The 26,985-nt window shown below is 33.7% G+C and carries 16 protein-coding genes and 2 tRNA genes; 9 read left to right on the top strand and 9 right to left on the bottom strand.

Features of this window, described 5'->3' with window-relative positions:
* Window positions 1-54 precede the first annotated feature (54 nt).
* Window positions 55-1,536 (bottom strand): SusD/RagB family nutrient-binding outer membrane lipoprotein, encoded by a 1,482-nt coding sequence (locus tag Q1B05_RS04075; protein ID WP_299777854.1) that lies wholly within the window; start codon window positions 1,534-1,536, stop codon window positions 55-57.
* Window positions 1,537-1,545: 9 nt separating this feature from the next.
* On the bottom strand, window positions 1,546-4,683 hold the full coding sequence (locus tag Q1B05_RS04070) for a SusC/RagA family TonB-linked outer membrane protein (RefSeq protein ID WP_299777852.1): 3,138 nt from the start codon (window positions 4,681-4,683) through the stop codon (window positions 1,546-1,548).
* 404 nt (window positions 4,684-5,087) lie between these two features.
* On the opposite strand from Q1B05_RS04070, the gene Q1B05_RS04065 reads away from it, so the two are divergent.
* The 5 genes from Q1B05_RS04065 (at window position 5,088) to Q1B05_RS04045 (ending at window position 15,332) form a co-directional block, all read left to right on the top strand.
* Entirely contained in the window at window positions 5,088-6,386 is a 1,299-nt protein-coding gene (locus Q1B05_RS04065; RefSeq protein WP_299777850.1) for a D-alanyl-D-alanine carboxypeptidase, read from the top strand.
* Window positions 6,387-6,631: 245 nt separating this feature from the next.
* Window positions 6,632-7,747, top strand: coding sequence for a DUF2914 domain-containing protein (locus Q1B05_RS04060; protein WP_299777848.1), 1,116 nt, complete (start codon window positions 6,632-6,634; stop codon window positions 7,745-7,747).
* A gap of 793 nt (window positions 7,748-8,540) precedes the next feature.
* Window positions 8,541-11,873: a DUF2126 domain-containing protein gene (locus Q1B05_RS04055; protein WP_299777846.1), complete on the top strand. Its 3,333-nt coding sequence runs from the start codon at window positions 8,541-8,543 to the stop codon at window positions 11,871-11,873.
* A 7-nt stretch (window positions 11,874-11,880) separates the two neighbouring features.
* A complete protein-coding gene (locus Q1B05_RS04050) occupies window positions 11,881-14,442 on the top strand; it encodes a circularly permuted type 2 ATP-grasp protein (RefSeq protein WP_299777844.1) in 2,562 nt (853 codons plus the stop codon).
* Window positions 14,443-14,444: 2 nt separating this feature from the next.
* Window positions 14,445-15,332: a transglutaminase family protein gene (locus tag Q1B05_RS04045; protein ID WP_299777843.1), complete on the top strand. Its 888-nt coding sequence runs from the start codon at window positions 14,445-14,447 to the stop codon at window positions 15,330-15,332.
* A gap of 84 nt (window positions 15,333-15,416) precedes the next feature.
* Here Q1B05_RS04045 and Q1B05_RS04040 read toward each other — a convergent pair whose 3' ends face one another.
* From Q1B05_RS04040 to Q1B05_RS04010, 7 genes are all read right to left on the bottom strand, one after another.
* On the bottom strand, window positions 15,417-16,175 hold the full coding sequence (locus Q1B05_RS04040; RefSeq protein WP_299777841.1) for a hypothetical protein: 759 nt from the start codon (window positions 16,173-16,175) through the stop codon (window positions 15,417-15,419).
* A gap of 328 nt (window positions 16,176-16,503) precedes the next feature.
* Window positions 16,504-16,577: transfer RNA gene (locus tag Q1B05_RS04035), tRNA-Asp, on the bottom strand.
* A gap of 302 nt (window positions 16,578-16,879) precedes the next feature.
* Window positions 16,880-16,953 (bottom strand) — tRNA-Asp (locus Q1B05_RS04030).
* A gap of 81 nt (window positions 16,954-17,034) precedes the next feature.
* A complete protein-coding gene (locus Q1B05_RS04025; RefSeq protein ID WP_299777839.1) occupies window positions 17,035-17,964 on the bottom strand; it encodes a DUF58 domain-containing protein in 930 nt (309 codons plus the stop codon).
* Window positions 17,965-18,047: 83 nt separating this feature from the next.
* A complete protein-coding gene (gene trxA / locus Q1B05_RS04020; protein ID WP_299777837.1) occupies window positions 18,048-18,365 on the bottom strand; it encodes a thioredoxin in 318 nt (105 codons plus the stop codon).
* A 136-nt stretch (window positions 18,366-18,501) separates the two neighbouring features.
* Window positions 18,502-22,890, bottom strand: a complete 4,389-nt coding sequence (gene dnaE / locus Q1B05_RS04015; protein WP_299777836.1) for a DNA polymerase III subunit alpha — start codon at window positions 22,888-22,890, stop codon at window positions 18,502-18,504.
* Window positions 22,891-23,028: 138 nt separating this feature from the next.
* Entirely contained in the window at window positions 23,029-23,538 is a 510-nt protein-coding gene (locus tag Q1B05_RS04010) for a DUF6252 family protein (protein WP_299777835.1), read from the bottom strand.
* Between the two features lie 149 nt (window positions 23,539-23,687).
* Between Q1B05_RS04010 and Q1B05_RS04005 the strand changes: the two genes are divergently transcribed.
* From Q1B05_RS04005 to Q1B05_RS03990, 4 genes are all read left to right on the top strand, one after another.
* A complete protein-coding gene (locus Q1B05_RS04005) occupies window positions 23,688-24,212 on the top strand; it encodes a 30S ribosomal protein S16 (RefSeq protein WP_299777833.1) in 525 nt (174 codons plus the stop codon).
* Between the two features lie 65 nt (window positions 24,213-24,277).
* Complete coding sequence (gene rimM, locus Q1B05_RS04000; RefSeq protein ID WP_299777831.1) at window positions 24,278-24,808, top strand: ribosome maturation factor RimM; 531 nt, start codon at window positions 24,278-24,280, stop codon at window positions 24,806-24,808.
* 94 nt (window positions 24,809-24,902) lie between these two features.
* A complete protein-coding gene (locus Q1B05_RS03995) occupies window positions 24,903-25,616 on the top strand; it encodes a methyltransferase (protein ID WP_299777829.1) in 714 nt (237 codons plus the stop codon).
* Between the two features lie 94 nt (window positions 25,617-25,710).
* Complete coding sequence (locus Q1B05_RS03990; protein ID WP_299777827.1) at window positions 25,711-26,889, top strand: acyl-CoA dehydrogenase family protein; 1,179 nt, start codon at window positions 25,711-25,713, stop codon at window positions 26,887-26,889.
* Window positions 26,890-26,985: the final 96 nt, after the last annotated feature.

The raw sequence follows: 26,985 nt of genomic DNA, 5'->3' as shown, positions 1-26,985 counted from the left end.
AAAGCGTTTTCAATTTAATGAAAACGCTTTTTTAATTACACACTTAAAAATCAATTATTCATCCCACCAAACTGGTGTTACAGGAGTAACTTTATTAGCAGCTACATTGTCTGGATTAGTATATTCTTCAGTCGTAGGGTAAGTTGCTCGTCTAAACCACTCTCCTGCATAATCGCCATCAGAATCTATTTCTTGTCTAATTGATAAACCTTTAAATACATCATCAGAAAAATCGTAACGTCTGTAATCTACAAACGTTTCTGGATTTAAGAAGTTATGAATATATTTCTCTTTCATGATATGTTGTAACATCAATCCTGATTCTCCAACAGCAATTGCTCCATCTGCTAAATAATCAGAACCATCTACATCATATTTAGCTAAACTTGCTTCTACTCCTGCTAAATATGCTTCGTAAGCCACCGTACTTGAACCAACACTTGTTGTAGTACCTCCATTTGCTAAAAATGCAGCTTCTGCTTTTATAAACTGAGCTTCTGCATAACTAATAAGTAATAACGGAGAATCTATACTTGTATAATAACCGTCTTCAGCAAAACCAGTATTTCCTGAGGTACCATCTGGAGATAAACCTCCACCACCACTTACATAACCTTTCCACTCGTCTTCACCATCATTATCACCAAATACAGGTAAACGCGGATCGATAGTTAAAGCATTGCTTTGAAAAGGAAAATAATCGCCATTCATAGAACTTACTAACTGACTAGCAAGATCGTTATGATAGTTTCCTGTGCTTTTTGCTACAACCTCTACAGAATACCAAGGGTTTTGATCTTCATCATCGTAAAACATTTGAAAATCATCGTCATTAGACTCAAATCCGTTTTCTATAGTTGTTAAAACATCGCTAGCAGAAACCGTTCCTTTTCCTACTAAATGTAATTGGTAACGTGCTTTTAATGTATATGCTGCTCTTAACCATTTATCTGTATCTCCAGCATAAATTAAATCGTCTGTTCCTAAATACGTTCCGGAATCATCTGTTTGTTGCAGTTGTGCTATTGCAGTATCTAAAAGCGCAAAAATCTCTGTATAAATACTTTCTTGAGTATCAAAAGTAGGGAACAAATTATCTTCTCCGTCTGTTGCTTCTGTATACGGAATATTATTCCATGTATCTGTGGCAATACCCAGATTAATAGCAGTTAAAATATCGGCTACGGCACTATAATGTATAGCACCTATTTCAGCTGCTTTTTCTTTAATGGTTTCTACATTTGGTAAGGTGTACAAATACACACTAGACCATAAACCAGAAGCTGTTGTTTCTCCAGAGGCCACACCGCCTTCTCCAACAAAATATTGCGTATAGTTACCAAAAGATTGTTCGGCAGAATATTGTCCTGCTAAAGCTCTGTACATTACAGGAGCCATTAAATCACTAACTCGAAGTTCTTCCTCTTCTGCTGTACCTGATGGTGTGTTCACATCAAAATAATTATCACTACAGGCAGAAAGTCCAACTAAAAGCAGTCCTAACATTCCTGTTTTTATTATAAACTTTTTCATCATTTTCATCTTTTAAAATCCTAAATTAATTCCCATTGAAAAACTCTCACTAAGCGGAGTTCCTAAACCTGTAAACCCATATACATTACTACCTGCACTGTATTGATTTCCTTCAGGATCGTAACTCTCGTATGGCGTCCATAATAAAATGTTATGAGCACTTACAGAAAATCCGATACGTTCCATTTTTAATTTCTTTAATAGATCGCCTTTAACGTTATACGTTAGACCAATGTTACGAAGTTTTACCCAAGAAGCATCTTGTACTAAGACCTCTGAAGCTCTGTTGTAATTTGTACTACTTCTATAATAATCTTGATCGATATAAGCTGCTGTTGTGTTTGTAATATAACCACCAGTTCCATTATCCATAACTCCATCCATAACCATAGTTTGATCTCTAAACTCTGTTTCAACCAGAATACCATTTCTTAAACTGTTACGTCTACCTGCATCATATAAATCTCCGCCTTCTTTCCATTCTACTAAGAAATTAAAACCGAAATTTTTATACGTAAAATTACTTCCTAAAGATGTGGTAAAATCTGGGAACGCATTCCCTACTTTTACACGTTCATCTAAATTAATTTCTGGTAATCCATCTTCGTTTATATAACGTTTCCCATCAACATAAGTCCATTTATAACCATACATATCTCCCATTTTATCACCTTCTCTAATTTCTGAAGTGACACCTGCAAAACCAGAATCAGCAAAAATTAATGATTCTACATCGTCTGGTAAATCTAAAACTCTACCTTCGTTAGTAGACCAGTTAAAAACAAGTTCCCATTTAAGGTCTTTACTTCTAATAACATCATATCCGATTAATAATTCGTGACCGAATGATTCAAAATCTCCAGCATTTCTAACAATACCAGACAACCCTGACGAATAAGCAGCATCAACAGTAAATATTTGATCTTTTACGCGTGTTTTATAGTATGCATAATCGAAACGTAAACGGTTATTAAAGAAGCGTAAATCTGCACCAATTTCGTAAGATTGATTACGTTCTGGAATCATATCTGTATCTCCCAACTGTGTACTAGATCTATATCCACCAGCACCTCCAAAAGGAAAATTTCCATCAGACACAAAATAGTGCCCCACTTGTCCAAATAAAGGTCCTTTACCTACTTCTGCCCATGATGCTCTTAATTTACCAAAACTAAAGATATCTGTATCGTCAACTATTAAATCATGAATATCGTAAGCTAAACTTACTGAAGGATAAAAGAATGATCTATTCTCTTCTGGCAAAGTTGATACCCAGTCGTTTCTTCCTGTAACAGTTAAGAATAACTTGTTTTTATAATCCATTTTCAATTCACCAAACACACCTACATTACGTAATTGTGTGATAGATTTTCCGGCGAACATATTAATGGTATTAGAGATATCGTTAATTCCGGGTACATTAAGAGTTTCCCCACGTTGCCATGTATAATCTCTTTTGGTATCAGAAATTTGGTTCCCTACGGTAAGCGTTGTTTTAAAATCTTGGCTCCACTCCTTTTCCATAGCCACTAAAAAGTTAGACTCTAAGCCTACAAAATTTATATTTTGATTAACAATAAAACCACCAACAGCAGCACCAGCATCTAAATCTGCGGCAACAAAACGGTTTCTTTGATCTGAATAATTATCTACTTGTGCCGCATAAGTAACAGTCATCCAATCTAAAGGTGTCCAACTAAATGTTGCATTTCCTACCCATCTATTAACATCGTCTAATAACGGACTCATTTCTAATAAATATCTTGGATTATCGATAACTCCGAAAGAGTAATTTCTTTGTGTTCCATCTGCATTAATATAATCGTTTATAGGAAACGTTGCAGAATAATATGATAATGAACTAAACACAGATTTATCACCACCATTACCTCTAGCACCACCTGCTTTAGTATACGCAATAGATGTATTAATTTTAAAATTATCGGTTACATTATAACCACTTTTAAATCTGAATGTTGTTTTATCGTAATTTGTATTAGGTAAAACACCTTCTTCACTATCGTTACCTGCTGAGAAAAAATAATCTATTTTCTCTGTAGCACCACTAATACTAAAGTTTAATTGTGTATTCACTCCCGTTCTAAATAAATCGTAAGGATCGTAAAATTTATCTCCTGTTAAATCTACAACCGTACCATCATCTAAAGTATAAGAATCGTCACTATACTTCGGCCCCCAAGAATAGAAAGATGTTCCGCCCAATCTTGTAAATCCGCTATCTGTTTCTGGTGTATATAAAGTTCTTGGTGCACCACTATACCCTTCTCTATATGTTTTTTGTAATTCTGGAGTTGTACGAATTTGTCTAAAAGAAGTCGAAGCAGACATGCTTACTTTAGCTTTTCCTAACTTCCCTCTTTTAGTTGTAATTACAATTGCACCGTTTGCTGCTCTTACCCCATATAAGGCAGATGCTGCGGCACCTTTTAATACGTTATAACTTTCAATATCTTCTGGGTTAATGTCCGTAGCTCTATTTGAAAATGAAAACTGCTCTGAACTACTTGGCGAATTAGATCCTGCACTTGGCAACACACTTCCTGAAAAGGTATCGTTATTTAAGGCTAGACCATCTACAATAATTAAAGGTTGATTATCTCTATCGGGATTTACTGAAGTAACACCACGAATTAAAATATCTACACCACCTCCTGAAGACCCTGATGTTTGGCTAATTTGTAAACCAGCAACACGCCCCTGAAGTGCAGCTACAGCATTAGATTGTCCTGACAAATCTAAATCTGCTGTTTCTACTTTAGATACTGAATACCCAACTTCTCTTGCAGATTTTTCGATACCAAAAGCGGTCACTAAAACTTCATTTAGCGCTTCACCTTCACTCATAACTAACGTTACATTTAAAGTGGCTCCTTCAACCGATTTCTCTAACTTTTCATATCCTAAAAAGGAAAAAATTAGAATATCTCCTGAACTTGCCTTAATTACATAATTTCCATCAAAATCTGTAGAAGTTCCGGAAGTTGTTCCTTTTAATAGAATATTTACTCCTGGTAAAGGCAAACCATTATCATCTATCACTGTTCCTTTTACATCTATATTCTGAGCAAATAGCACTGAAAACATAGAGGTAAAAAATACAATAAAAGAAAGTACATGTATTTTTCTCATATTTTAGTTGGTTTTAATATTATGTTAAATTAACATAAAATCCTTTAAACACACCTAAACGAGGTGCCGAATTCTTAAAAAACCACCCATTTCTGAGTATTTATCAAAAAGAATTGAATTAAAATATAGATACTCTATATCGCTAACTTATCAGAATTATATAATTGCTATTTTAATAAAATGAGACTATAAAAAATATTCCATTTTGCAGTAAAGCACATCTATTTCTCAGCTAAAACGTGAATTTCTTATGAAGATTAAGATAAAAAACGTCAATTTAAAGAAAACAACCGCAAAAAAACTGCAAAAACAACATGCTATTTCTTGCAAATCTTGTAACCTGTAAAAATTTAGTACATTTATATTAAAAGATTTACGTTCTTGATCATTAAAATACCTTATTCATGTCCCGCATTTCTAGTTTAGACTTAAAACCGATTACTCTTAAAATCTTTTCCCTACTTATCATATCTGTAGTCATACTAAGCTGTAAATCTGCAAAAACGACTAAAGCCATTACAAAAACCATTTCTAGCAGTTTTTACAACAATCAATTTACTGGTATAATGATTTTTAATCCGGAAACAAAAGACACCATTTATAAATACCAAGCAGAAAAATATTTTATTCCTGCGAGTAATACAAAAATCGCAACACTGTTTAGTGCTTTAACATTATTAAAAGATAGTGTTCCTGCATTTTATTATGAAAAAACAACGGATACTTTAATTATAAAAGGGATTGGAAATCCTACATTTTTACATCCATATTTTAAAGATAGTACAGCACTAAAATGGGCTTCAAACTACAAGCATGTAAAAATTATTAACACCACCTTTGCTGATGATAAATTTGGCCCAGGTTGGGCTTGGGAAGACTATGATACCTATTACAGCCCAGAACGCACTGTTTTTCCTATCTATGGAAATGTGGTGAGTATTTCTAACACTGACACATTAGAGGTTAGTCCAAAATATTTTAAAGACAGTATATTCCAAAAAACTAAAAAAATAAGTCGCCTATACAATAAGAATATCTTTTATTACGACACCACAAAAACACGTACTGTAGAAATCCCTATTGTATTTGATAGTTTAACAACTAAAAATCTTTGGAAAAACGTACTTCAGGATAAAGTCAGTTTTACCAATACAGCATTTACAACTACTCCTAAAGTTGCCTATAGTATTCCATCCGATTCGCTTTACACACGCATGATGCACCAAAGCGATAATTTTCTAGCCGAACAAATGTTAGTTATGGCATCGAGCACAATAACAGACACCTTAAATACTGCACTGGTTAGAAATTATATTTTAGATAATTATTTAAGTGATTTAAAACAAAAACCGCGTTGGGTTGACGGATCCGGATTAAGCAGATATAATTTGTTTTCACCCCTATCTTTTGTACAAATATTATCGAAATTATATGCTACTATTCCGCGAGCGCGCTTATTGAGCTTCTTCCCTATCGGCGGAGAATCGGGAACTTTAAAAAATTGGTACGCAGGAGATCCCCAACCTTATATTTATGCTAAATCCGGAACTGTTGGAAACAACTATTGCTTAAGCGGATTTTTAATAACTAAGTCTGGAAAAACATTAATTTTTAGTTTTATGAATAACCACTATAAAAATCCTACAACAGAAGTAAAAACACACATGCAAAATATTTTTGAACGCTTAAGAGACACGTATTAATCTTTAATTATTAAAGCATTTTTTAAAATAATTAAAATATAGAATATCTATCTATTCACTGCAGTTTCAACTCCATATATGTACAATTACAAAAACACCTCTACAACTTCTCTAACTAAATTCTTATCTCGACCATAAATACATCTGGTATATAATTAAAACTAATAATATTGTAAATTGCTAAAAAAACCAAGGCTTTATTTACAACACCTCTATGCCTGTTTTTATTGAGATTAAAACGAAAAATGAATAGAAGATTGGTTAATTTAAAAGAAAGTGGTCTGCACAAATTTATTATAAGGCATAAAAAATACACTCCGATTTTATTCTTTATTGGTGGTTTTATTTTCGACACGCTTACCCTTGGTCGTATAGACAGGTTATACGATCTTGTTGTATTATGTATGCATATGTCTGCTTTAAGTATTACCCTGTATTTATATAATTTATCTGATGATGGCACATGGAAAAACACGATTTTAGAACGTGTTGAAGATTATTTTCCCTTAGCTATTCAGTTCTTTTTTGGCGGACTTTCTAGTGCATATGTGGTATACTTTTCAAGAAGTGTCTCTTTATCTAAAACAGCTTCTTTTTTTACTATTCTAGTTGTATTATTTTTAGCTAATGAATTTCTAAAAAAACGAATTTCAAATAAATATCTTCAGTTTAGTATTTACTTCTTTATTAGTTTTACCTTCTTTACATTTATGATTCCGGTATTCATAAAAGACATGAGTCCCACAATATTTCTAATTTCTGGGCTTATTAGTCTAGCTATTACAGTAACATTAATAACTATTATTTATATAAAAAGCCCAACAACACGTTCTGAAATTCGTATTGGAAAATTGATTACAATAATTTTATCTATTTACATAACCATTAATATATTCTACAATTTTAAACTTATTCCTCCAGTACCCTTAGCCTTACAAACAGGTATTGTTGCACACAATGTAACCGCTATAAAAAACAACTATGTAGTCACCTATGAATCACGTAAAGATTTTATGTTCTGGCGAGATTATAACTCAAAATTCATTTATCATCAAAACAACCCCGTGTATGTATTCTCTTCTATTTTTGCACCAACAGAATTAAAAAAATCTATTATTCACAGGTGGAAATGGTATAACGAAACTACAGATGAATGGATTACGTACGACAATATTAGCTACAATATTACAGGCGGAAGAAATAATGGTTATCGAGGATACACTTACAAAAAAAATATAAAAGCAGGCCTCTGGAGTGTAGAAGTATTAACAGAAGAAGAGTTACTTTTAGGAGTTATCAATTTTGAAATTATTATGGATAACACACAAGAACCACAAAATTTAGTCGAAAAAACATTTTAAAAATAAACCGTTATAATTGATTCTATAATCCGCTTATTCGCATTACCACAACTCTAGCTCTACGTAATTACCTAAATTCTTAAATAGCTTTAAAACAGCTCCAACGTCTTTAATTTTCACATGCAACGTTACATTGTAAATTTGTCCCGTATTTGTTTTAATACACAATATTAAACCAGACCTATATCCTTGAGATAAAATCACTCTTTTTCAACGTCTAAAAATTTAAATATTTTGAGATTATTTTATAAAAAACACATTATTTCGTTTCAGTTGTAATTTAGGCATTATAAGACACATATCACAAGATAACAACCTAATTAGGAAAATTAATAGCACAATAAATGCACTAATAACAAATACAATTAGTATTAAACCAATAGGTGTTTTTTATCCTAAAATTAAGACATAGAAAATCAATAAATCTACAATCGAAACAGAAAGAATCAACACTATAAAACTGGTATATTTCTGGCTTATATAAAATTTTTATAGGCATATCCATATATATTATTCTTACTCAAAGTCTACTTAACCAATAAGAATTTAGACAAAAAAAAACACTCATCCAGATATAAACAAAACTTATCTTTTTAACAACTTTAAACACATTATTTAAAACAAAAAAGTCAACATAAAAGCTATTTAATAAAAAACAGATAAAAAAATTACAAATACAGCATTCAACCATTATAATTAATATACAATTTACAATCTTTTATTATTTTTTATAAGATCTTGAAATTATCGCTTAAAAATCACTTAAATTGTAATGTCTTTAACTGGATTATTTATGGCTTTAAAAATAGTAATTACACACAAAACAAAATATAAGTACGACAGATTAGTATCGTTATCTCCACACATTTTTAGATTACGCCCTGCTCCTCATAGTCGCACACCAATAGAAGCATATTCTATTAAAATTACTCCAGAAGAGCAATTCTTTAATTGGCAACAAGACCCATTTGGGAACTACATGGCTAGATTAATTTTCCCTGAAAAGACGAGAGAATTAACTGTGGAAGTAGAAATTATTGCTGATTTAAAAACCATAAATCCGTTTGATTTCTTTGTAGAAGAAAGTGCAGAAGAATATCCGTTTGAATATACAGAGACCATAAAAAAGGAACTTCTTCCATATTTAGAAATCACTGAAAGAGGTAAACTTTTACAAGATTTTATTAAAACCATAGATACTACACCTAGAAAAACCATATACTTCCTAATCGACATCAACCAGAAAGTATATCAATATTTAAAATATAACATACGGATGGATCCTGGTGTACAATCTTGTGAAGAAACACTAGACCACAGAACTGGTTCTTGTCGTGATTACGCTTGGTTATTTGTACAAACCTTACGTCATTTAGGATTTGGAGCACGATTTGTTTCAGGATATATAGTACAATTAAAATCTGATGAAAAATCGTTAGACGGCCCTTCTGGTCCTGAAGAAGATTTTACAGATTTACACGCTTGGGCAGAGGTATATCTTCCTGGAGCAGGTTGGATTGGTTTCGATGCTACTTCAGGATTATTAGCAGGAGAAGGCCATATTCCTTTAGCATGTACACCTTCTTTTGAAAGTGCGGCCCCAGTTTCTGGAATGACTGATGTTTGTGAAACTGAATTTGAATTTGAAAATTCTGTAAAACGTATTTTCGAATCGCCACGAGTAACTAAACCATACACAGAAGAACAGTGGAAAGCCATTTACAAACTTGGTTTTAAGGTTGAAAAAGAATTAGAAAAAGGCGATGTAAGATTAACTATGGGTGGCGAACCTACTTTTGTTTCTATAGACGATATGGAATCTGAAGAATGGAACACTGCTGCAGATGGACCTCATAAACGTGAATTAGCAAAAAAATTAGCGGCCAAATTATACGACGAATACGATAACGGTAGTGTTTTGCACCAAGCTCAAGGTAAATGGTATCCAGGAGAACCACTTCCACGTTGGCAAATAGAACTGTGCTGGAGAAAAGATGGCAAGAAGATTTGGCATAATAAGAAATTATTATCTCTATTTTCTAACAACCCAGAACTTCCAGAAAATGCTTCTGAATTATTTTTAAAGACCCTAACACAAAAATTAGACATTACAGATAAACACATCATTCCTGCTTACGAAGATGCGTTTTACTTTATGTGGGAAGAAAGTAAATTACCTATTGATGTAGACCCTACTGTAGATGATGGTGCTTTATTAGTAAAAGACAAACTAAAGCAAATTCTTAAAGATGGAAAATCGAAAGCTATAGGCCATGTTTTGCCTTTAAATAATACCTCCGAGACATGGTACACTAACGCTTGGAGTTTTAGACGTAAACATTTATTCTTAATTCCAGGAAACTCGCCTATCGGATTAAGATTACCTTTAGATTCACTACTTAGAGATCCCGAGTTTGGAGAATTCCCACAACAAGAACCCGATAATTTTTCAAAAAAGAAAAAACTTCCAAGTTATAAGAACATTGTTTTAAGACGTTCTAAAAAAATTAAAGAAGAAGGCATTTCTGAAGATGATACAAACTTTTTTATCCGTACAGGTTTATGTGCAGAAGTTAGAGAGGGTAAAATGCATTTATTTTTCCCGCCTCTAGATACTGCTGAAATATTTTTAGATTTAGTAGCTTCTATTGAAGCCACAGCAAAAGAACTTAATATACCTGTTGTTTTAGAAGGTTACGATCCGCCAAAAGACAACCGTTTAGAATCTATGAAAATTACTCCAGATCCTGGTGTAATTGAAGTAAATGTACAGCCTGCTAAAAACTGGGAAGAACTTACACATAACACATTAACCCTTTACAGGCTAGCCAAAGAGTCGCGTTTAGGTACCGAAAAATTTATGTTAGATGGGAAACACACCGGAACTGGAGGAGGAAACCATGTAACGTTAGGAGGTGTAACTCCTAAAGACAGCCCGTTGTTACGTAAACCTAGTTTATTACGAAGTTTACTAACCTTCTGGCAACATCACCCAGGACTTTCATACTTGTTTTCAGGAGCGTTTATTGGAGCGACTAGTCAAGCACCTCGTATTGATGAAGCCCGTATGGAAAACCTATATGAACTTGAAATTGCATTTAGCCAGATTCCAAAAAGTGGTAAAGTTCCATTTTGGTTAACAGACAGATTATTCCGTCACTTATTAACCGATTTAACAGGAAACACACACCGTGCAGAATTCTGTATCGATAAATTATACTCCCCAGATTCATCGTCTGGACGTCTAGGAATATTAGAGCTTCGTGCTTTCGATATGCCGCCACACCCACAGATGAGTTTAATGCAAAACTTACTAGTGAGAACACTGGTTGCATGGTTCTGGAAAAAACCTTACGAACACGATTTAGTACGTTGGGGAACAGAATTACACGATAAATTCTTAACAGAACATTATGTTAGAGAAGACATTAAAGACATCGTTACACAACTTAACAAAGCTGGATATAAATTTAAAGAAGACTGGTTTAATCCGTTCTTCGAATTTAGATTTCCACTTCATGGTATGGTTGAAATAAACAATATAAATTTAGAATTACGTGCAGCAATCGAACCTTGGAATGTTTTAGGTGAAGAAATGACTGGTGGAGGGACTGCTAGATATGTAGATTCTTCGGTAGAACGTATTCAAGTTAAAGTCGCCCATTTCACAGAAGAACGTTACGTATTAACGTGTAATGGTGTAAAAATAAATTTAAACAATACAGGCGTAAAAGGCGAATTTGTTGCGAGTATTCGATATAAAGCATGGAATCCGCATTCTTCATTACATCCAACTATAGATGTAGACACTCCTCTAGTATTCGATATTATTGATACTTGGAACAAACGTGCCATTGGAGGTTGCACCTATTTTGTAGCACATCCAGGAGGACGATCTTACGAAACTTATCCTATTAATAGCTATGAAGCTGAATCTAGGAGAATTAACCGTTTCTGGGACATAGGACACACTCAAGGCGAAATTTTTGAGATAGAAAAAATTGAACAAGATGATAATAATTCAAGTAGAAATGTCGAAATTCACGGCAGTTCTAGAAAGTATAAATATCAGGAGCAACCGGTTAATTCTGAGTTCCCTTATACTCTAGATTTAAGAAAAAAATAAATGATTAATGCCGATTGATAAAAACACATTATTTGAAAATTATTTTTCAGATTTTAAAAATTACGACGAAGTTCTTAAATCAAACATGTCCGTTAATCCTAATTGGAAAAAATTACTAAGTAATCTTACCAAAATGGATACCAAAACTTTAATCTCTAAACAAGAAGAAATGGATTGGTTAATGGACGAAAACGGTGTAACCTATAATGTTTACAACGATCCAAAAGGGATGCACCGCTCATGGCAATTAAATATTGTTCCCTTTCTTATTCACGAAAAAGAATGGGAAACGATTGAAAAAGGAATGCAACAACGTTCGGAATTACTAAACCTAACGTTAAAAGATATATACGGTAAGCGCGAGCTTATTAAAAATGGAATTATTCCGCTAGAAGTTATTTATGCACATCGTGGTTTTTTAAGACAATGCGATCAAATTCAATACAAAACAGCTAAAAATTTATTAATTCATTCAGCTGACTTGGCACGTGGTCCAGACGGTCGCATGTGGGTTGTTAACGACAGAACGCAAGCACCTTCAGGCATGGGTTATGCGTTAGAAAACAGATATGCCACAAGTCGGATTTTACCAGACGTTTTTAATGATATTCATGTAAAACCTCCAACATCTTTCTTTTCAGATTTTAATAAAATGCTTTTGGATGCTGCACCTCAAAATAAAGACAATCCAAACATTGTTATTCTAACACCTGGACCGTTAAACGAAACCTATTTCGAACATGCATATATGTCGTCATTTTTAGGTTATTCCTTAGTAACAGGGAACGATTTAGTAGTAAGAGACGGGAAAGTTTGGGTAAAATCCTTAAAAGAACTCAAACAAGTCGATGTTATTTTAAGACGTGTAGACGATGTGTTTATGGATCCTTTAGAACTTCGTGAAGATTCTTATTTGGGCGTAGCAGGATTACTTGATGTGGTAAGAGAACAACAAGTCACTATAATAAATCCTATAGGAAGTGGAATTTTAGAAAACTCAGGACTTATCCCTTTTATGAACGCTGTGTGTAAGTACTTTTTTAAAGAAGATTTAATTCTTCCGCAAATAGGTTCTTGGTGGTGTGGTCAAAAAAAAGAACGCGATTATGTTTTAGAGAATCTAACTAATTTAGTTGTCAAACGCATTGACAAATCGAATAGAGAAAGTATTTTGTTCTGCGAATTTTTAAAACCAGCACAATTAGAAAATCTAAAAAAGGAAATTCTGACAAACCCTTACGTTTTTGTTGCTCAGGAGAAAATATTATTTTCAACTGCACCAGATTTTGTAAAAGGTAAACTAGAACCTCGCAAAGTTATGTGCAGAGCCTTTTCTATTGCTAAAGACGACGGATATTCTGTAATGCCTGGCGGACTAGTTAGAGTTGCTTCAGAACGCGAAGACTTATTTGTATCCAATCATCGTGGCGGTGTAAGTAAAGATTTTTGGGTCGTTACAGACGAACCTCAAACAAATATTCAAAATTATTCATGGAATAATACTACCAAAACTTCTGTTTCTGGCATCAACGATTTACCTAGTAATACGGCCGAAAACCTATATTGGTCTGGACGTTATTTAGGCAGAGCTTTAGTAACAGCTCGCTATTTACGCACCGTGTTAAATAAAATGAGTAACGAGCAATATAACAAACAAGAAGAGCATTCTGAAAGCTTAATTTGTTTATTAAAATCGGTTACACATCTTACATCAACATTTCCAGGATTTATAGGAGAAAAAGGAAAAGTTGCTCTAAACAATCCGCTAAAAGAAATTCTATCTATTTTGATAGATTCCAACAGAATGGGAAGTTTTGCACAAACACTTTCAAGTTTCAATAACTCATATTATACATTACGTAATTTATGGTCTAAAGACATGTGGCGTGTTTTTGATGGTATTCAGAAAAACTGGAAAATATTTGTAGATCAAGCTGATGAAAAAAGTTCCATTCAATCGCTAATAAAAATATTAGATAAGATTATAACTAGACTTATCGCTTTTATGGGACTTATTGAAGAAAGCATCATGGTAGAACAAGGTTTACTATTATATTTTATAGGCTTACAAACCGAACAATCTATGATGAGTATTGCTAAATGCCGTTCACTATTAGTGGTAAATTATAATGAACAACAACAATACGAAATTCTAGAAGCATTACTCTCTAGCCATGAGAGTTTAAATATATACAGATACAGTTACCGATCTTATTTAAGCACTAAAAATGTAATTAGTCTTCTTTTATTAGATAAAGGATATCCAAAATCGTTAACATATCAGTTAAGACGAATTCAAAAAGACATAGATAGATTACCACATCCTGAAGGTCTAGGAGAAACAACCGACTGTCAGAAATTTATTTCGGCAGCAAACACTAAAATTCAGAGCTTAAAAATAGAGTCCTTATCTGAGTTAAGTTCAGATACCGTTATAAGACAAAATCTAGACGACGCTTTAACAGAATTAAGCGATTTGCTTCATGAAATGTCTTTAGCCGTTTCAGACACTTACTTTAATCACTCTTACCAACAAAAGCAATTGGTTAATCAAAATTTCGAATTATAATTATGAAATTTAAAGTCTCACATACAACTAGCTATGATTATGATAGTGGTGTAACCTTTTGCCATAATATTGCAACCTTGAAGCCAAAAACCATGGTAGGCCAAACCCTTTTAGACTACGAACTTGAAATAAGTCCGAAACCGTCTGAAATTACCGAACGTTTAGATTTTTTCGGTAATACCATTACACGATTTTCAATTCAACAACATCATAAAAAATTAAAGGTTACTGCAAAAAGTATAATTGAAAGAGATTACGAGCTAGAACCAAACATAGAAGATTCAAAAACAGGAAAAACTATAACTTTAAAAGAAGGATTAGCTATTTTAAAGACGAATAACAAAGACTTTATAGACATTAAACAGTTTATTTTAGATTCTATTTTTATTGCCCAAATTTCTCCTGAAGTTAAGGCTTACGCTGAAAAATCATTCAAACCAAACAGATCTATTTTTGAAGCTTCTTTTGAGTTAATGCAGCGAATTTTCAAAGAATTTAAATTCGACTCAGAGTTTAGCACCATTGCAACACCAATACAAGAAGTAATAAAAGCAAAAAAGGGCGTTTGCCAAGATTTTGCGCAAATAGCTATCGCTTGTGTACGCTCTATGGGTTTACCTGCACGTTATGTTAGTGGCTACATCGAGACTTTACCGCCTCCAGGAAAAGAAAAACTGGTCGGTACAGATGCGTCTCACGCTTGGTTTTCGGTGTTTATACCCGAATTTGGTTGGGTAGATTTTGACCCTACAAACAATCAGATCCCTAAAAACCAACACATAACAGTTTCTTGGGGACGAGATTATTACGATGTTCCGCCGTTAAAAGGCGTTGTATATAGCACAGGAAAAAATAAAATGAATGTTGCTGTAGATATTAGACCGGCATAACTTCAATTTCTCAATACATTAAATAAAAAAACGGAATTACAACTTAAATTGTAATTCCGTTTTTTTATGAATACACACGTAAAATTAATTCACATAAGAATACAGTAACGTTAGCGTAGTACTTTCATTAAATCTTAAATCGATAGAAGTCATAACTGCAGATTTTGGGTAATTATCTTCATCGTAATCATAGTTCGCACTTAAAGTAACCAAAGTCTCACCTTCCTCATTTTTATAAATGATTTGAGACGGATTATTTAAAGGAAATAAAAGTTTTGCTTTTACAAGATCTAAAGGCTGTGTTATACTAAAATTTAATTTAACCTTATCTAGCGCATCAATTACACCTGCTGCCGCTAGAGTAGAATAAAACGGATTTGGAGCATCGTCGTACTTAATCTCTGCTGTGTACTCTTTGGTCCAATATTCATCAGTATCATAATCGTATTCGTTTTTTAGAAACATTAAAGTTTTGGGATTACCGTTATTATCATACTCTAAAACTTGTCCAATTTCAAAAGCATTATAAGGCGATTCAAAAAGTTCTTCTACATTAAAAATATTTCCACCTCCAGTAAATGCAGAAAGTTGGTCGTTTTCATAAACTACAGCTCCGGTATCTTCACCATTATTAGCAGTATTTAAACTTCCATCTGAATTATAAGTAAAACTAAAAACTTTATTCTCACTCGGATTCTGAACAGAGGTTTTCACCAAAGTTTCAATTAACTTTTCCTCAACTTTACCATTAACTTCTTCAAACTCATCAGATGTAGAATCACTACAACTCATTGCTAATAATCCCCCTAGACATAGAGACATTATAATAATATACTTTTTCATATTTGTTATTTTATTAAGAGTCAAATATCAAACTTTTAATCGATCATTCCTTCCGGTTAACCGTAATCACATTAGTTATTTTTTAATTTTTTAAAATGAAGAAAATGCTTTTTAACGCACTAAATTCGAGACCAAATATGAAGCGTTATGAAAAAAAAACAGGAACACTCTAAAATAAAAAAGCATCCCGATTTTCAATGGATGAAAAAAGGAAAGCCTTTCATTGGTTTAACAACGTAAACCTTAGATAAACCTTGGCTTATCTAAACAACACAACTACTTTTTATTGCAAAAAAAAAGCTCCAATTAGGAGCTTTAAGCAATATAGCGGTCTGGACGGGACTCGAACCCGCGACCCCCTGCGTGACAGGCAGGTATTCTAACCAGCTGAACTACCAGACCGTTGCATTATTGCGAGTGCAAAGATACACTCTTTTTTAATAACTCAACTATAAAAAGTGATATTTTTTAATTTTTATAGATTTACATGTAAATCTACCTCAATCGTTATAATAAATCAGAACTATTAAAGACATATAATTGTCCTTAAAATAAAAAAGCATCCCGATTTTCAATGGATGAAAAAAGGAAAGCCTTTCATTGGTTTAACAACGTAAACCTTAGATAAACCTTGGCCTATCTAAACAACACAACTATTTTTTATTGCAAAAAAAAGCTCCAACTAGGAGCTTTAAGCAATATAGCGGTCTGGACGGGACTCGAACCCGCGACCCCCTGCGTGACAGGCAGGTATTCTAACCAGCTGAACTACCAGACCGTTGCGTTATTGCGAGTGCAAATATACACTCCTTTTTTTAATACACAAATAAATATTTAAACTTTTTTAAGTTAATATATATTACAGAAAACTAGATCGTGCTACCATAAAGGCTGTCAATATGTTATCGAAATTTTCATTAATATCGGCTTCTACATATTTTATTTTATATTGTGCACATTTTAATTTTAAAGCCTCAAAATAGATTGAGATTTCTTTTTCGTAAGTCTCTTTTATGTTTTCTGCGTATACATTTATATAGGTACCTGTTTCTACATCAACAAATCGTTTTGGTGTATTGTCGAAATTAAAATGCATTTCTTTATCCTTATCAAACACATGAAACAAGACCACTTCATGTTTATTATATTTTAAATGCCGTAAAGCTTCAAATAACTGGTCTTCATTTGCAGACTCCTGAAACATATCAGTAAACAAAACAATTAAAGAGCGTTTATGAAGCTTTTCTGCAATATGATGTAAATAGGTATAAGTATCTGTAGTTTTAGCCTTAGGCTTCGATAAAACCACGTGTTCTAACTCATTTAACAGCATATGATGATGCCTTTCACTGCCCTTTTCTGGTGCGTAATAATCGTAAGTATCACTATACACACTTAAACCAACAGCATCTCGCTGGCGTTTAAGCATATGCATAATAGATGCTGAAGCTAAAGCTGAAAAGGCAATTTTATTTAATTTATGAATAGAAAAATGCTGAAGCTCTGGATAATGCATAGAACTACTATTATCTATAATAAGATGACATCTTAAATTGGTTTCTTCGTCGTAACGTTTAGTATATAACTTATCTGTTTTAGCAAATAGTTTCCAATCGATGTGTTTTGTACTTTCTCCTTGATTATAAATTTTATGTTCAGCAAATTCTGCAGAAAAGCCATGAAACGGACTCTTGTGCATACCAGCTATAAAGCCTTCAACAACTTGTTTTGCCAACAATTCCAGATTAACAAATCCGCCTACATGTTGTAACTCTTCTTTTAAATCCATGAATTGTTTTTATTACCATCTAAAAATAAAAAAGGTTTAGCACTAAGCCAAACCTTTAATTACATGTTATATATTAAATGCTATTACAAAAGCTTATCGATAGCGTCTGTATATGTTTTTTTAGGTGCTACACCTACTTGACGTTCAACAACTTCTCCGTTTTGAAAAACTAAAACAGTAGGAATGTTACGTACACCATATTTTGAAGCAAAATCCTGATTTGCATCAACATCTACTTTTCCAACTACAGCTTTACCATCGTATTCTGTACTAATTTCATCAATAATAGGACCTACCATACGACAAGGACCACACCAAGCAGCCCAAAAGTCTACTACTACAGGTTTGTCACTTTTTAATACAGTTTCCTCAAAGTTTGCGTCTGTTATTTCTAATGCCATTATTTTTATTTTAAAAGTTCTACTTCTTATCTTAATTATACAAAATTAGTCAAAAATTCTGCCAAACCTTACATGGTGACTATTTGTTTTATTTATTGTCAAATTGTCTTAATTGATGATATTTAATAAAGTTAACTTAATTCAGTTTATAAAACACCTCTTTTTCATCTAAAGCATGTAATAATTCTTGAGAAATATTTATTTTCTGTTTCCTACTAACCATAGGTAACTTTACCTTATCTTCTTGATCGTATACAAGAAAATTTAATAGTTTAGTTCCGAAATGATCGTCTAATAACTGCTTAAGATCTTTGACTTTATTTTCGGTTAAATTATTTATATTAAGCTGAATGGATAATTTTTTGGCATATTGATCCATGACATCGTGTAACAACTGAAAACTATTAAACTGGATTCTAGGATCACTTTTCTTTCCTGTATCTTTATTTACCCATCCTTCACGCACATAAGCCTTAACATGCACAAAACTATTTACAACAAAGAAATGTCTGAATTTTAAATAATCTTCTCCAAATATTCTGAATTCAAAACTATCATTATAATCATCTATTGTAAACAACGCCCAACCTTTACCTTGTTTACTTACACGATGCTGAACGTCTGTAATAACACCTCCAAAAGTAAGTTCGGCATTTACACAAGCTTCCAAGTTTCTAAACATACTTAAGTTTGCGTTACAAAAATTCTTCATTTCAATTTTAAAATCGTCTAGCGGATGCCCGGAAATATAAATCCCGACAACTTCCTTCTCTCTAGCCAGTTTCTCCATAGTCCCCCACTCTTCTGCTGGTGGCACTAAAGGTTCTTCTATTTGCACATCACTCGCCTCTCCAAACAAACTTACTTGTGCAGAGTTTTCATTTTCTTGATGCTTATTTCCATATTTAACGGCTTTTTCTAAAAAGGTAATACCATCGCCTTCATCTTGAAAATATTGGGCACGATGCGTTTCTGTAAAACAATCGAATCCTCCTGCTAAAGCAAGACTTTCGAAGGCCTTTTTATTGGCAGCACGTAAATCTATTCGTTTTGCAAAATCGAAAATAGATTTATAATGTCCACCCTCTTTTCTATTATCTACAATAGTCATTACCGCGCCATGACCAACTCCTTTTATTGCTCCCATTCCGAAACGCACAGCATAGTCATCATTCACAGAAAACTTATAAAATGATTCATTTACATCTGGTCCGAGTACACTTAATTTCATTCGCTTACATTCTTCCATAAAAAACGTAACCTGCTTAATATCGTTCATGTTGTTCGATAATACAGCAGCCATATATTCTGCAGGATAATGCGCTTTTAGATAAGCTGTTTGGTATGCAATCCAAGCATAACATGTAGAGTGAGATTTGTTAAAGGCGTAACTTGCAAAGGCTTCCCAGTCTTTCCATATTTTTTCTAATTTTTTAGGATCATGTCCTTTTTCACTCGCTTGATTAATGAATTTAGGTTTCATTTTATCCAGTACAGCAATCTGTTTCTTACCCATTGCCTTACGCAAAACATCGGCTTCACCCTTAGTAAAATTTGCTAACTTTTGCGACAAGAGCATTACTTGCTCCTGATAAACTGTAATTCCATAGGTTTCTTTTAAGTATTCTTCCATTGCTGGTAAATCATACTCAATTTCTTCTTCGCCGTGCTTTCTTCTAATAAAACTTGGAATATATTCCATTGGCCCTGGTCTATACAAGGCGTTCATGGCAATAAGGTCATCAAAAACCGTTGGTTTTAAAGACTGCATGTGTTTTTGCATTCCGGGAGATTCATACTGGAACACACCAACCGTTTCACCACGTTGGAATAACTCGTATGTTTTAACATCGTCTAAAGGAATACTTTCTGGATCGAGATCTATATCATGTTTAGCCTTTATAATTTTTACGGTATCCTTAATTAGGGTTAATGTTTTTAACCCTAAGAAGTCCATTTTTAGTAGTCCTGCATCTTCTACAACCGAGTTATCAAACTGAGTTACATACAAATCGGAATCTTTAGCCAAGGACACTGGAACGAAATTGGTAATATCGTCTGGTGTAATAATTACACCACAGGCATGAATTCCGGTATTTCTAACAGAACCTTCTAAACGTCTCGCTAAGTTTAAGGTTTCTGACTCCAGATTATTACCATCTGCTAAACCAATAAGCTCGTTAACTTTCTCTAAATCTTCTGCTCTAAATTTTTCTTTTAATCCTTTTTCATCCAGACCAAATATTTTATTCAGCTTAGACATATTGGGAATTAACTTCGCAATCCTATCAGCTTCAAAAAGTGGTAAATCTAAAACACGAGCAGTATCTCGAATAGACGACTTAGCCGCCATAGTACCGTACGTAATAATCTGAGCAACTTGATTACTTCCGTATTTTTCGATGACATAATCCATAACACGACTTCGACCTTCATCATCGAAATCAATATCAATATCGGGCATACTTACACGATCCGGGTTCAAGAAACGCTCAAAAAGCAGATTATACAACATCGGGTCGATATTGGTAATCCAAAGACAGTAAGCAACCACCGATCCTGCTGCAGATCCACGGCCAGGTCCAACGGACACCCCCATTTTTCTGGCTGCACGAATAAAATCTTCTACAATTAAGAAATACCCAGGGTATCCTGTTTTTTCAATAACTTCCAGCTCAAAATCTAAACGTTCAATAACTTCTTCAGACAATTCTTCACCATAACGAATTTTCGCGCCTTTAAATGCCATGTCTCTTAAGAAGGCATTTTCACCACGTTTTCCTCCGTCTACATTATCTTCTGCATACTGAAACTCTTCCGGAATATCGAATTTAGGTAATAGTACGCTTCGTGCTAATTCAAAAATTTCAATTTTATCTACAACTTCTTGAATATTAATAATCGCTTCAGGTAGATCCTTAAAAAGGGTCTTCATCTCTTCTGAAGTCTTGAAATAATATTCCTGATTGGGCATACCATAACGGTAACCACGACCACGACCTATTGGTGTGGCTTGTTTTTCTCCATCGCGCACACATAACAAAACATCATGTGCATTGGCATCTTTTTTATCTACATAATAGGTATTGTTAGTCGCTATTATTTTGATATCATGCTTTCTTGAAAATTCAACTAAAACAGGATTTACACGATCTTCATCTTCCTGATTGTGGCGCATTAATTCAATATACAAATCATCGCCAAATTGTTCTTTCCACCAAAGTAAAGCTTCTTCAGCTTGGTTTTCTCCAACATTAAGCACCTTACTAGGTACTTCTCCATATAAATTCCCAGTTAAAACAATTAGGTCTTCTTTATATTTTTCAATCAGTTTTTTATCAATTCTAGGCACATAATAAAACCCATCTGTAAATGCAGCAGACGATAGTTTTGCTAAATTATGATACCCTTTTTTATTCTTTGCAATAATAACTATCTGATATCCATTATCTTTTCTAGACTTATCTAAATGATCTTCACAAACAAAAAACTCACTCCCTAAGATAGGTTTCATTTCATTTAACTCAGGCTTCTTTCCTGCAGCTATAGCTTCTTCGTTTTTTGCTTTAACACCTTTATTATGATTGATAACAGCACGCACAAAGTGAAAGGCCCCCATCATATTGGCATGATCGGTAAGAGCCACACCAATCATATTTTGTTTGGCCGCAGCTGCTACCAAATTAGGTATACTTATGGTAGATTGTAATATGGATAATTGAGAGTGATTATGTAAATGTGCGAAATTAACATCTGATAATTCTGAAATGTTTTGTTTAATTTCAGCAGCCGAGAGATCTGTCGCTTGTGATTTTTGTATACGCTCGTTAATTTTCGCACTCGCCTTTTGTAGGTTGATGTGTTTTAAACCAATAAGCTGGATTTCTTGCGGATTTGCTTTATTGAAGCGTTCGAAATAATCTGGCTGAACATCTAAAGCTTCAATTGTATATTCTTTTCTTCGAATTAACTCAAAGAAACAACGCGTCGTTGCCTCCACATCGGCAGTCGCATTATGCGCTTCTCCAAAAGGCTTATTAAACAAAAACTGATGCAATTCTGTTAACGTTGGCAATTTAAATTTACCACCACGCCCTCCAGGAATCTGACATAGTTTTGCTGTTATCTCTGTACAAGTATCTAAAACGGGAAGCTCTTGCAGTGCATTTGCAACATCTTCTCTATAGAATTCTGCCCCCATTATATTAACATCGAACCCAACATTTTGTCCAACCACAAACTTAGTTTTACCAAGAGCAACATTAAATTTCTCTAAAACTTCAGACAAAGGTATCCCTTGTTCTTCTGCTAGTTCTGTAGAAATACCGTGAATTTTCTCGGCATCATAAGGAATATTAAACCCTTCTGGCTTCACCAAATAATCTTGATGTTCTATACAATTTCCAAGCTCGTCGTGCAATTGCCAAGCAATTTGTATACATCTTGGCCAATTATCTGTATCGCTAATTGGTGCATTCCAACGCTTTGGTAAACCTGTAGTTTCTGTATCGAATATTAAGTACATAAAAATCTATTGTGCTAAAAAAAATGAGGAGGTTAAAATTAAGAATAATAATGAGTTGTTCGACCACGTTTAATAACCTTTTATAAACAAAAAAAAGCAACACTTAATGTTGCTTCCTATAACCGCTTTAAAGTGAATCTATTCCGCAATAATAGGAACCCGATAAAATACGCCCTGATTAAAATCGACTTTCTCCGTACCTAATTCATTGTAAGCCGTAAACCAAAACACACCACTTATGTAACCTTCTGTTGTATTAATTTCTTCTATTTGAATTTCACCTTCTGAATAGTACACGGTACTCTCATCTATATTTGGAGTTGTTAAACTATCATCGGCACTATATAAGGTAGAAAATTCCACACCTGTTGCATTTGTAAATACAGCTTTCGCATTCACCATTTCGTCTCTTGCCTTTCCTACATAATATGTCCCTATTTCTAAAGCAGGTATTTCTAAACTAATTACAGCACCGTTTAGATTACCCGATAATATTACTGCTCCCGATGTATAAAACACTTGGTGTGTTGTTGTTTTCCATAACTCGCCATCTTTATTAGCCTGCAAACTAGGATCGTTAAACTCTAAATCATCTCCACAACCTGTAAACATTAAACAGACTAAAAATACAGCATACCAAGTTTTCATAAATTCAAATACATTACATTAGTAATTCAAAAATAGAATAAAAAACGAATATCATTTCATTTAAATTAAGCTATTGAATATTAATTTTTTATAGTATCTTTGCGCCCTTATTAATAACCGAGGTCGAGAACCTCAACTAATTAATTATTATGCCTGTAAAAATTAGATTACAAAGACATGGTAAAAAAGGGAAACCTTTTTACTGGATCGTTGCAGCTGATGCAAGATCAAAAAGAGATGGTAAATACTTAGAAAAATTAGGTAGCTACAATCCAAACACAAACCCTGCAACTATCGAATTAGATGTAAACGGTGCTGTAACTTGGTTACAAAACGGTGCACAACCTACAGATACTGCAAAAGCAATTTTATCTTACAAAGGTGCAATGCTTAAAAATCACCTTGCTGGTGGTGTTAAAAAAGGTGCTTTAACTGAAGAGCAAGCAGAAGCTAAATTTACTGCTTGGTTAGATGAAAAAACTGGTAAAGTTGATTCTAAAAAAGATGGTTTAGCACAAGCTGATGCTGATGCTAAAGCTAAAGCTTTAGAAGCTGAAAAAGCTGTAAACGACGCTAGAACTGCTGCTGCCGCTGAGGCTGAAGCAGAAGCGAAGGCTGCTGAAGAAGCTGCTAATGCTGAAACTGTAGAAGAAACTTCTAACGAAGAGGAATAAAAAATTAATTTTTTATACTTTTAAACCTGACAACTCGTTGTCAGGTTTTTTTTATTTAAAATATTATGAAAAAAGAAGAATGTTTCTTTCTAGGAAAGATTGTAAAGAAGTACAGTTTTAAAGGTGAATTACTAATAAAACTAGATACAGATGAGCCTGAATTGTTTGAAGACATGGATTCTGTATTTATTGATTTACGAAATAATTTGGTCCCATTTTTTATTGAATCTTCTCAGCTTCACAAATCGGAGTTGTTACGTATTAAATTTGAAGATGTCGACACAGAAGCTGATGCTGATGCCTTAATGAAATCAGATTTATATTTACCGTTAGATTTCTTACCAGAGCTAGAAGGTAATAAATTCTATTTTCACGAAATTATAGGATTTACTGTCGAAGACATTAATTTTGGAAAAGTTGGCACTATTCAATCCATTAACGATTCTACTGCTCAAGCGCTTTTTGAAATTGATCGCGATGGGATTGAAATTTTAATACCAATGAACGACGAGTTTATTTCTAAAGTAGACAAGCCTAACAAAACCATTTTTGTTGAAACACCAGAAGGTCTAATTGATTTATATCTCGAAGAATAAATGTTATCTCGTGCCTAAGTGAAAAATCTCATCATTTATAAAAAAAGATTCTTCAGTCGCATCTCCTTTTGAATGACACCATACAAACTTTATTATGAGTAAACCTTTTAAGTTCAAAGAATTTGAAATTCACCAAGATCGTTGTGCCATGAAAATTGGTACAGATGGCGTATTACTTGGTGCTTGGGCAAGTATAGATCATAATCCGTTTTCTATTCTTGATATTGGGGCAGGAACAGGTGTTATTGCTTTAATGTTAGCACAGCGCAGTTTTGCAGAACTTATTGATGCTATAGAAATTGACGACGAAGCTTACGAACAATGTGTGGATAATTTTGAAAACGCACCTTGGGCAGATCGTTTATTTTGTTACCATGCTGCTTTAGATGAGTTTGTTGATGAAATTGAAGATAAATACGATCTTATTATATCAAATCCACCATTCTATTCTGAAAATTATAAAACAGATAACGAACAACGCGACTTAGCACGTTTTGCAGACGCCCTTCCTTTTGATCATTTAATAGATAGTGCTTCTAAATTATTATCTGAACATGGTAAATTCTGTGTAATTACCCCCTTTAAAGAGGAAGAAAATATTATTAATTTAGCTTCAAAAGTCAACTTATTTCTGAATAAAATACTACATGTAAAAGGCAACCCCAATTCAGAGATTAAGCGCAGTTTAATGCAGTTTTCATTCACTAAAACTGAGATAGAGACTAACACACTTATTATTGAAACGGAGCGCCATAACTACACTGAAGACTACATTAACCTGACCAAAGATTTCTATTTAAAGATGTAATGTTTTGCTGAGTAATCGCTAAATTTGAGAGATTCGATTGAAGATTATTCAACAAAAGACGAAGGCAATCTGCTTTTATCTAAAACAACACTTTATGAAACCAGATCTATTTGAAGCACCAGATTACTACAATCTAGACGAATTATTATCCGACGAGCACAAATTAGTTCGAGATACCGCACGCGCTTGGGTAAAACGAGATCTTTCACCTATAATTGAAGAATATGCACAAAAAGCAGAATTTCCAAAACAAATTATAAACGGACTCGCAGAGATTGGTGCTTTCGGACCTTACATTCCCGAGAAATATGGTGGCGCTGGATTAGATCAAATATCGTACGGTTTAATCATGCAAGAAATAGAACGTGGAGATTCTGGCATACGTAGTACAGCGTCTGTACAATCGTCTCTAGTTATGTATCCCATTTGGAAATACGGCAATGAAGATCAACGTAAAAAATATTTACCAAAATTAGCTAGCGGCGAATGGATAGGATGTTTTGGCTTAACAGAACCAGATTATGGTTCTAATCCGAGTGGCATGACAACCAACTTTAAAGATATGGGCGATCACTATCTTTTGAATGGTGCAAAAATGTGGATCTCTAACGCTCCATTTGCACAAATTGCTGTGGTTTGGGCAAAAGACAACACTGGACGTATACACGGATTAATTGTAGAACGTGGTATGGAAGGCTTCTCTACTCCTGAGATACACAACAAATGGTCGCTTCGTACCTCTGCAACAGGAGAATTATTTTTTGATAATGTAAAAATTCCCAAAGAAAATCTATTACCAAACAAATCTGGATTAGGCGCACCTTTGGAGTGCCTAGACTCAGCCAGATACGGCATTGCATGGGGCGCAATTGGTGCCGCCATGGACTGTTATGATACAGCTTTACGATACAGCAAAGAACGTATGCAGTTTGGAAAACCCATTGGACAGTTTCAACTTCAGCAAAAAAAATTAGCCGAAATGATTACCGAGATAACTAAAGCTCAATTATTAACTTGGCGCTTAGGTGTTTTAAAAAACGAACACAAAGCAACATCAGCTCAAATTTCTATGGCAAAACGTAATAATGTAGACATGGCTATTACCATTGCTCGTGAAGCGAGACAAATGCTAGGCGGCATGGGGATTAGTGGCGAATATAGTATTATGCGACACTCTATGAATCTAGAAAGTGTAATTACTTACGAAGGAACACACGATATTCATCTCTTAATTACCGGATTAGATATTACAGGGTTAAATGCTTTTAAGTAAGCTACACAGCTGAACAATTATTCTATTAAATTACAAAATCATTATAAACAATTATACCCAAGATAGCTTAAATTCAAGCTATTTTGGGTATGATAG

Origin of the sequence: uncultured Formosa sp., from assembly GCF_947500765.1 — a bacterium.
Taxonomy (GTDB): domain Bacteria; phylum Bacteroidota; class Bacteroidia; order Flavobacteriales; family Flavobacteriaceae; genus Formosa.
This window is presented reverse-complemented; position numbering and strand designations above follow the sequence as displayed.

Bases quoted from the DNA above. Each gene is read 5' to 3' on its own strand.
- Q1B05_RS04075 (WP_299777854.1), bottom strand. From the start codon at position 1,536: ATGATGAAAAAGTTTATAATAAAAACAGGAATGTTAGGACTGCTTTTA.
- Q1B05_RS04050 (WP_299777844.1), top strand. From the start codon at position 11,881: ATGCCGATTGATAAAAACACATTATTTGAAAATTATTTTTCAGATTTT.
- Q1B05_RS04005 (WP_299777833.1), top strand. From the start codon at position 23,688: ATGCCTGTAAAAATTAGATTACAAAGACATGGTAAAAAAGGGAAACCT.
- Q1B05_RS04045 (WP_299777843.1), top strand. From the start codon at position 14,445: ATGAAATTTAAAGTCTCACATACAACTAGCTATGATTATGATAGTGGT.
- Q1B05_RS04065 (WP_299777850.1), top strand. From the start codon at position 5,088: ATGTCCCGCATTTCTAGTTTAGACTTAAAACCGATTACTCTTAAAATC.
- Q1B05_RS04070 (WP_299777852.1), bottom strand. From the start codon at position 4,683: ATGAGAAAAATACATGTACTTTCTTTTATTGTATTTTTTACCTCTATG.
- Q1B05_RS03990 (WP_299777827.1), top strand. From the start codon at position 25,711: ATGAAACCAGATCTATTTGAAGCACCAGATTACTACAATCTAGACGAA.
- dnaE (WP_299777836.1), bottom strand. From the start codon at position 22,890: ATGTACTTAATATTCGATACAGAAACTACAGGTTTACCAAAGCGTTGG.
- Q1B05_RS04040 (WP_299777841.1), bottom strand. From the start codon at position 16,175: ATGAAAAAGTATATTATTATAATGTCTCTATGTCTAGGGGGATTATTA.
- Q1B05_RS03995 (WP_299777829.1), top strand. From the start codon at position 24,903: ATGAGTAAACCTTTTAAGTTCAAAGAATTTGAAATTCACCAAGATCGT.
- Q1B05_RS04055 (WP_299777846.1), top strand. From the start codon at position 8,541: ATGGCTTTAAAAATAGTAATTACACACAAAACAAAATATAAGTACGAC.
- rimM (WP_299777831.1), top strand. From the start codon at position 24,278: ATGAAAAAAGAAGAATGTTTCTTTCTAGGAAAGATTGTAAAGAAGTAC.
- trxA (WP_299777837.1), bottom strand. From the start codon at position 18,365: ATGGCATTAGAAATAACAGACGCAAACTTTGAGGAAACTGTATTAAAA.
- Q1B05_RS04060 (WP_299777848.1), top strand. From the start codon at position 6,632: ATGAATAGAAGATTGGTTAATTTAAAAGAAAGTGGTCTGCACAAATTT.
- Q1B05_RS04010 (WP_299777835.1), bottom strand. From the start codon at position 23,538: ATGAAAACTTGGTATGCTGTATTTTTAGTCTGTTTAATGTTTACAGGT.
- Q1B05_RS04025 (WP_299777839.1), bottom strand. From the start codon at position 17,964: ATGGATTTAAAAGAAGAGTTACAACATGTAGGCGGATTTGTTAATCTG.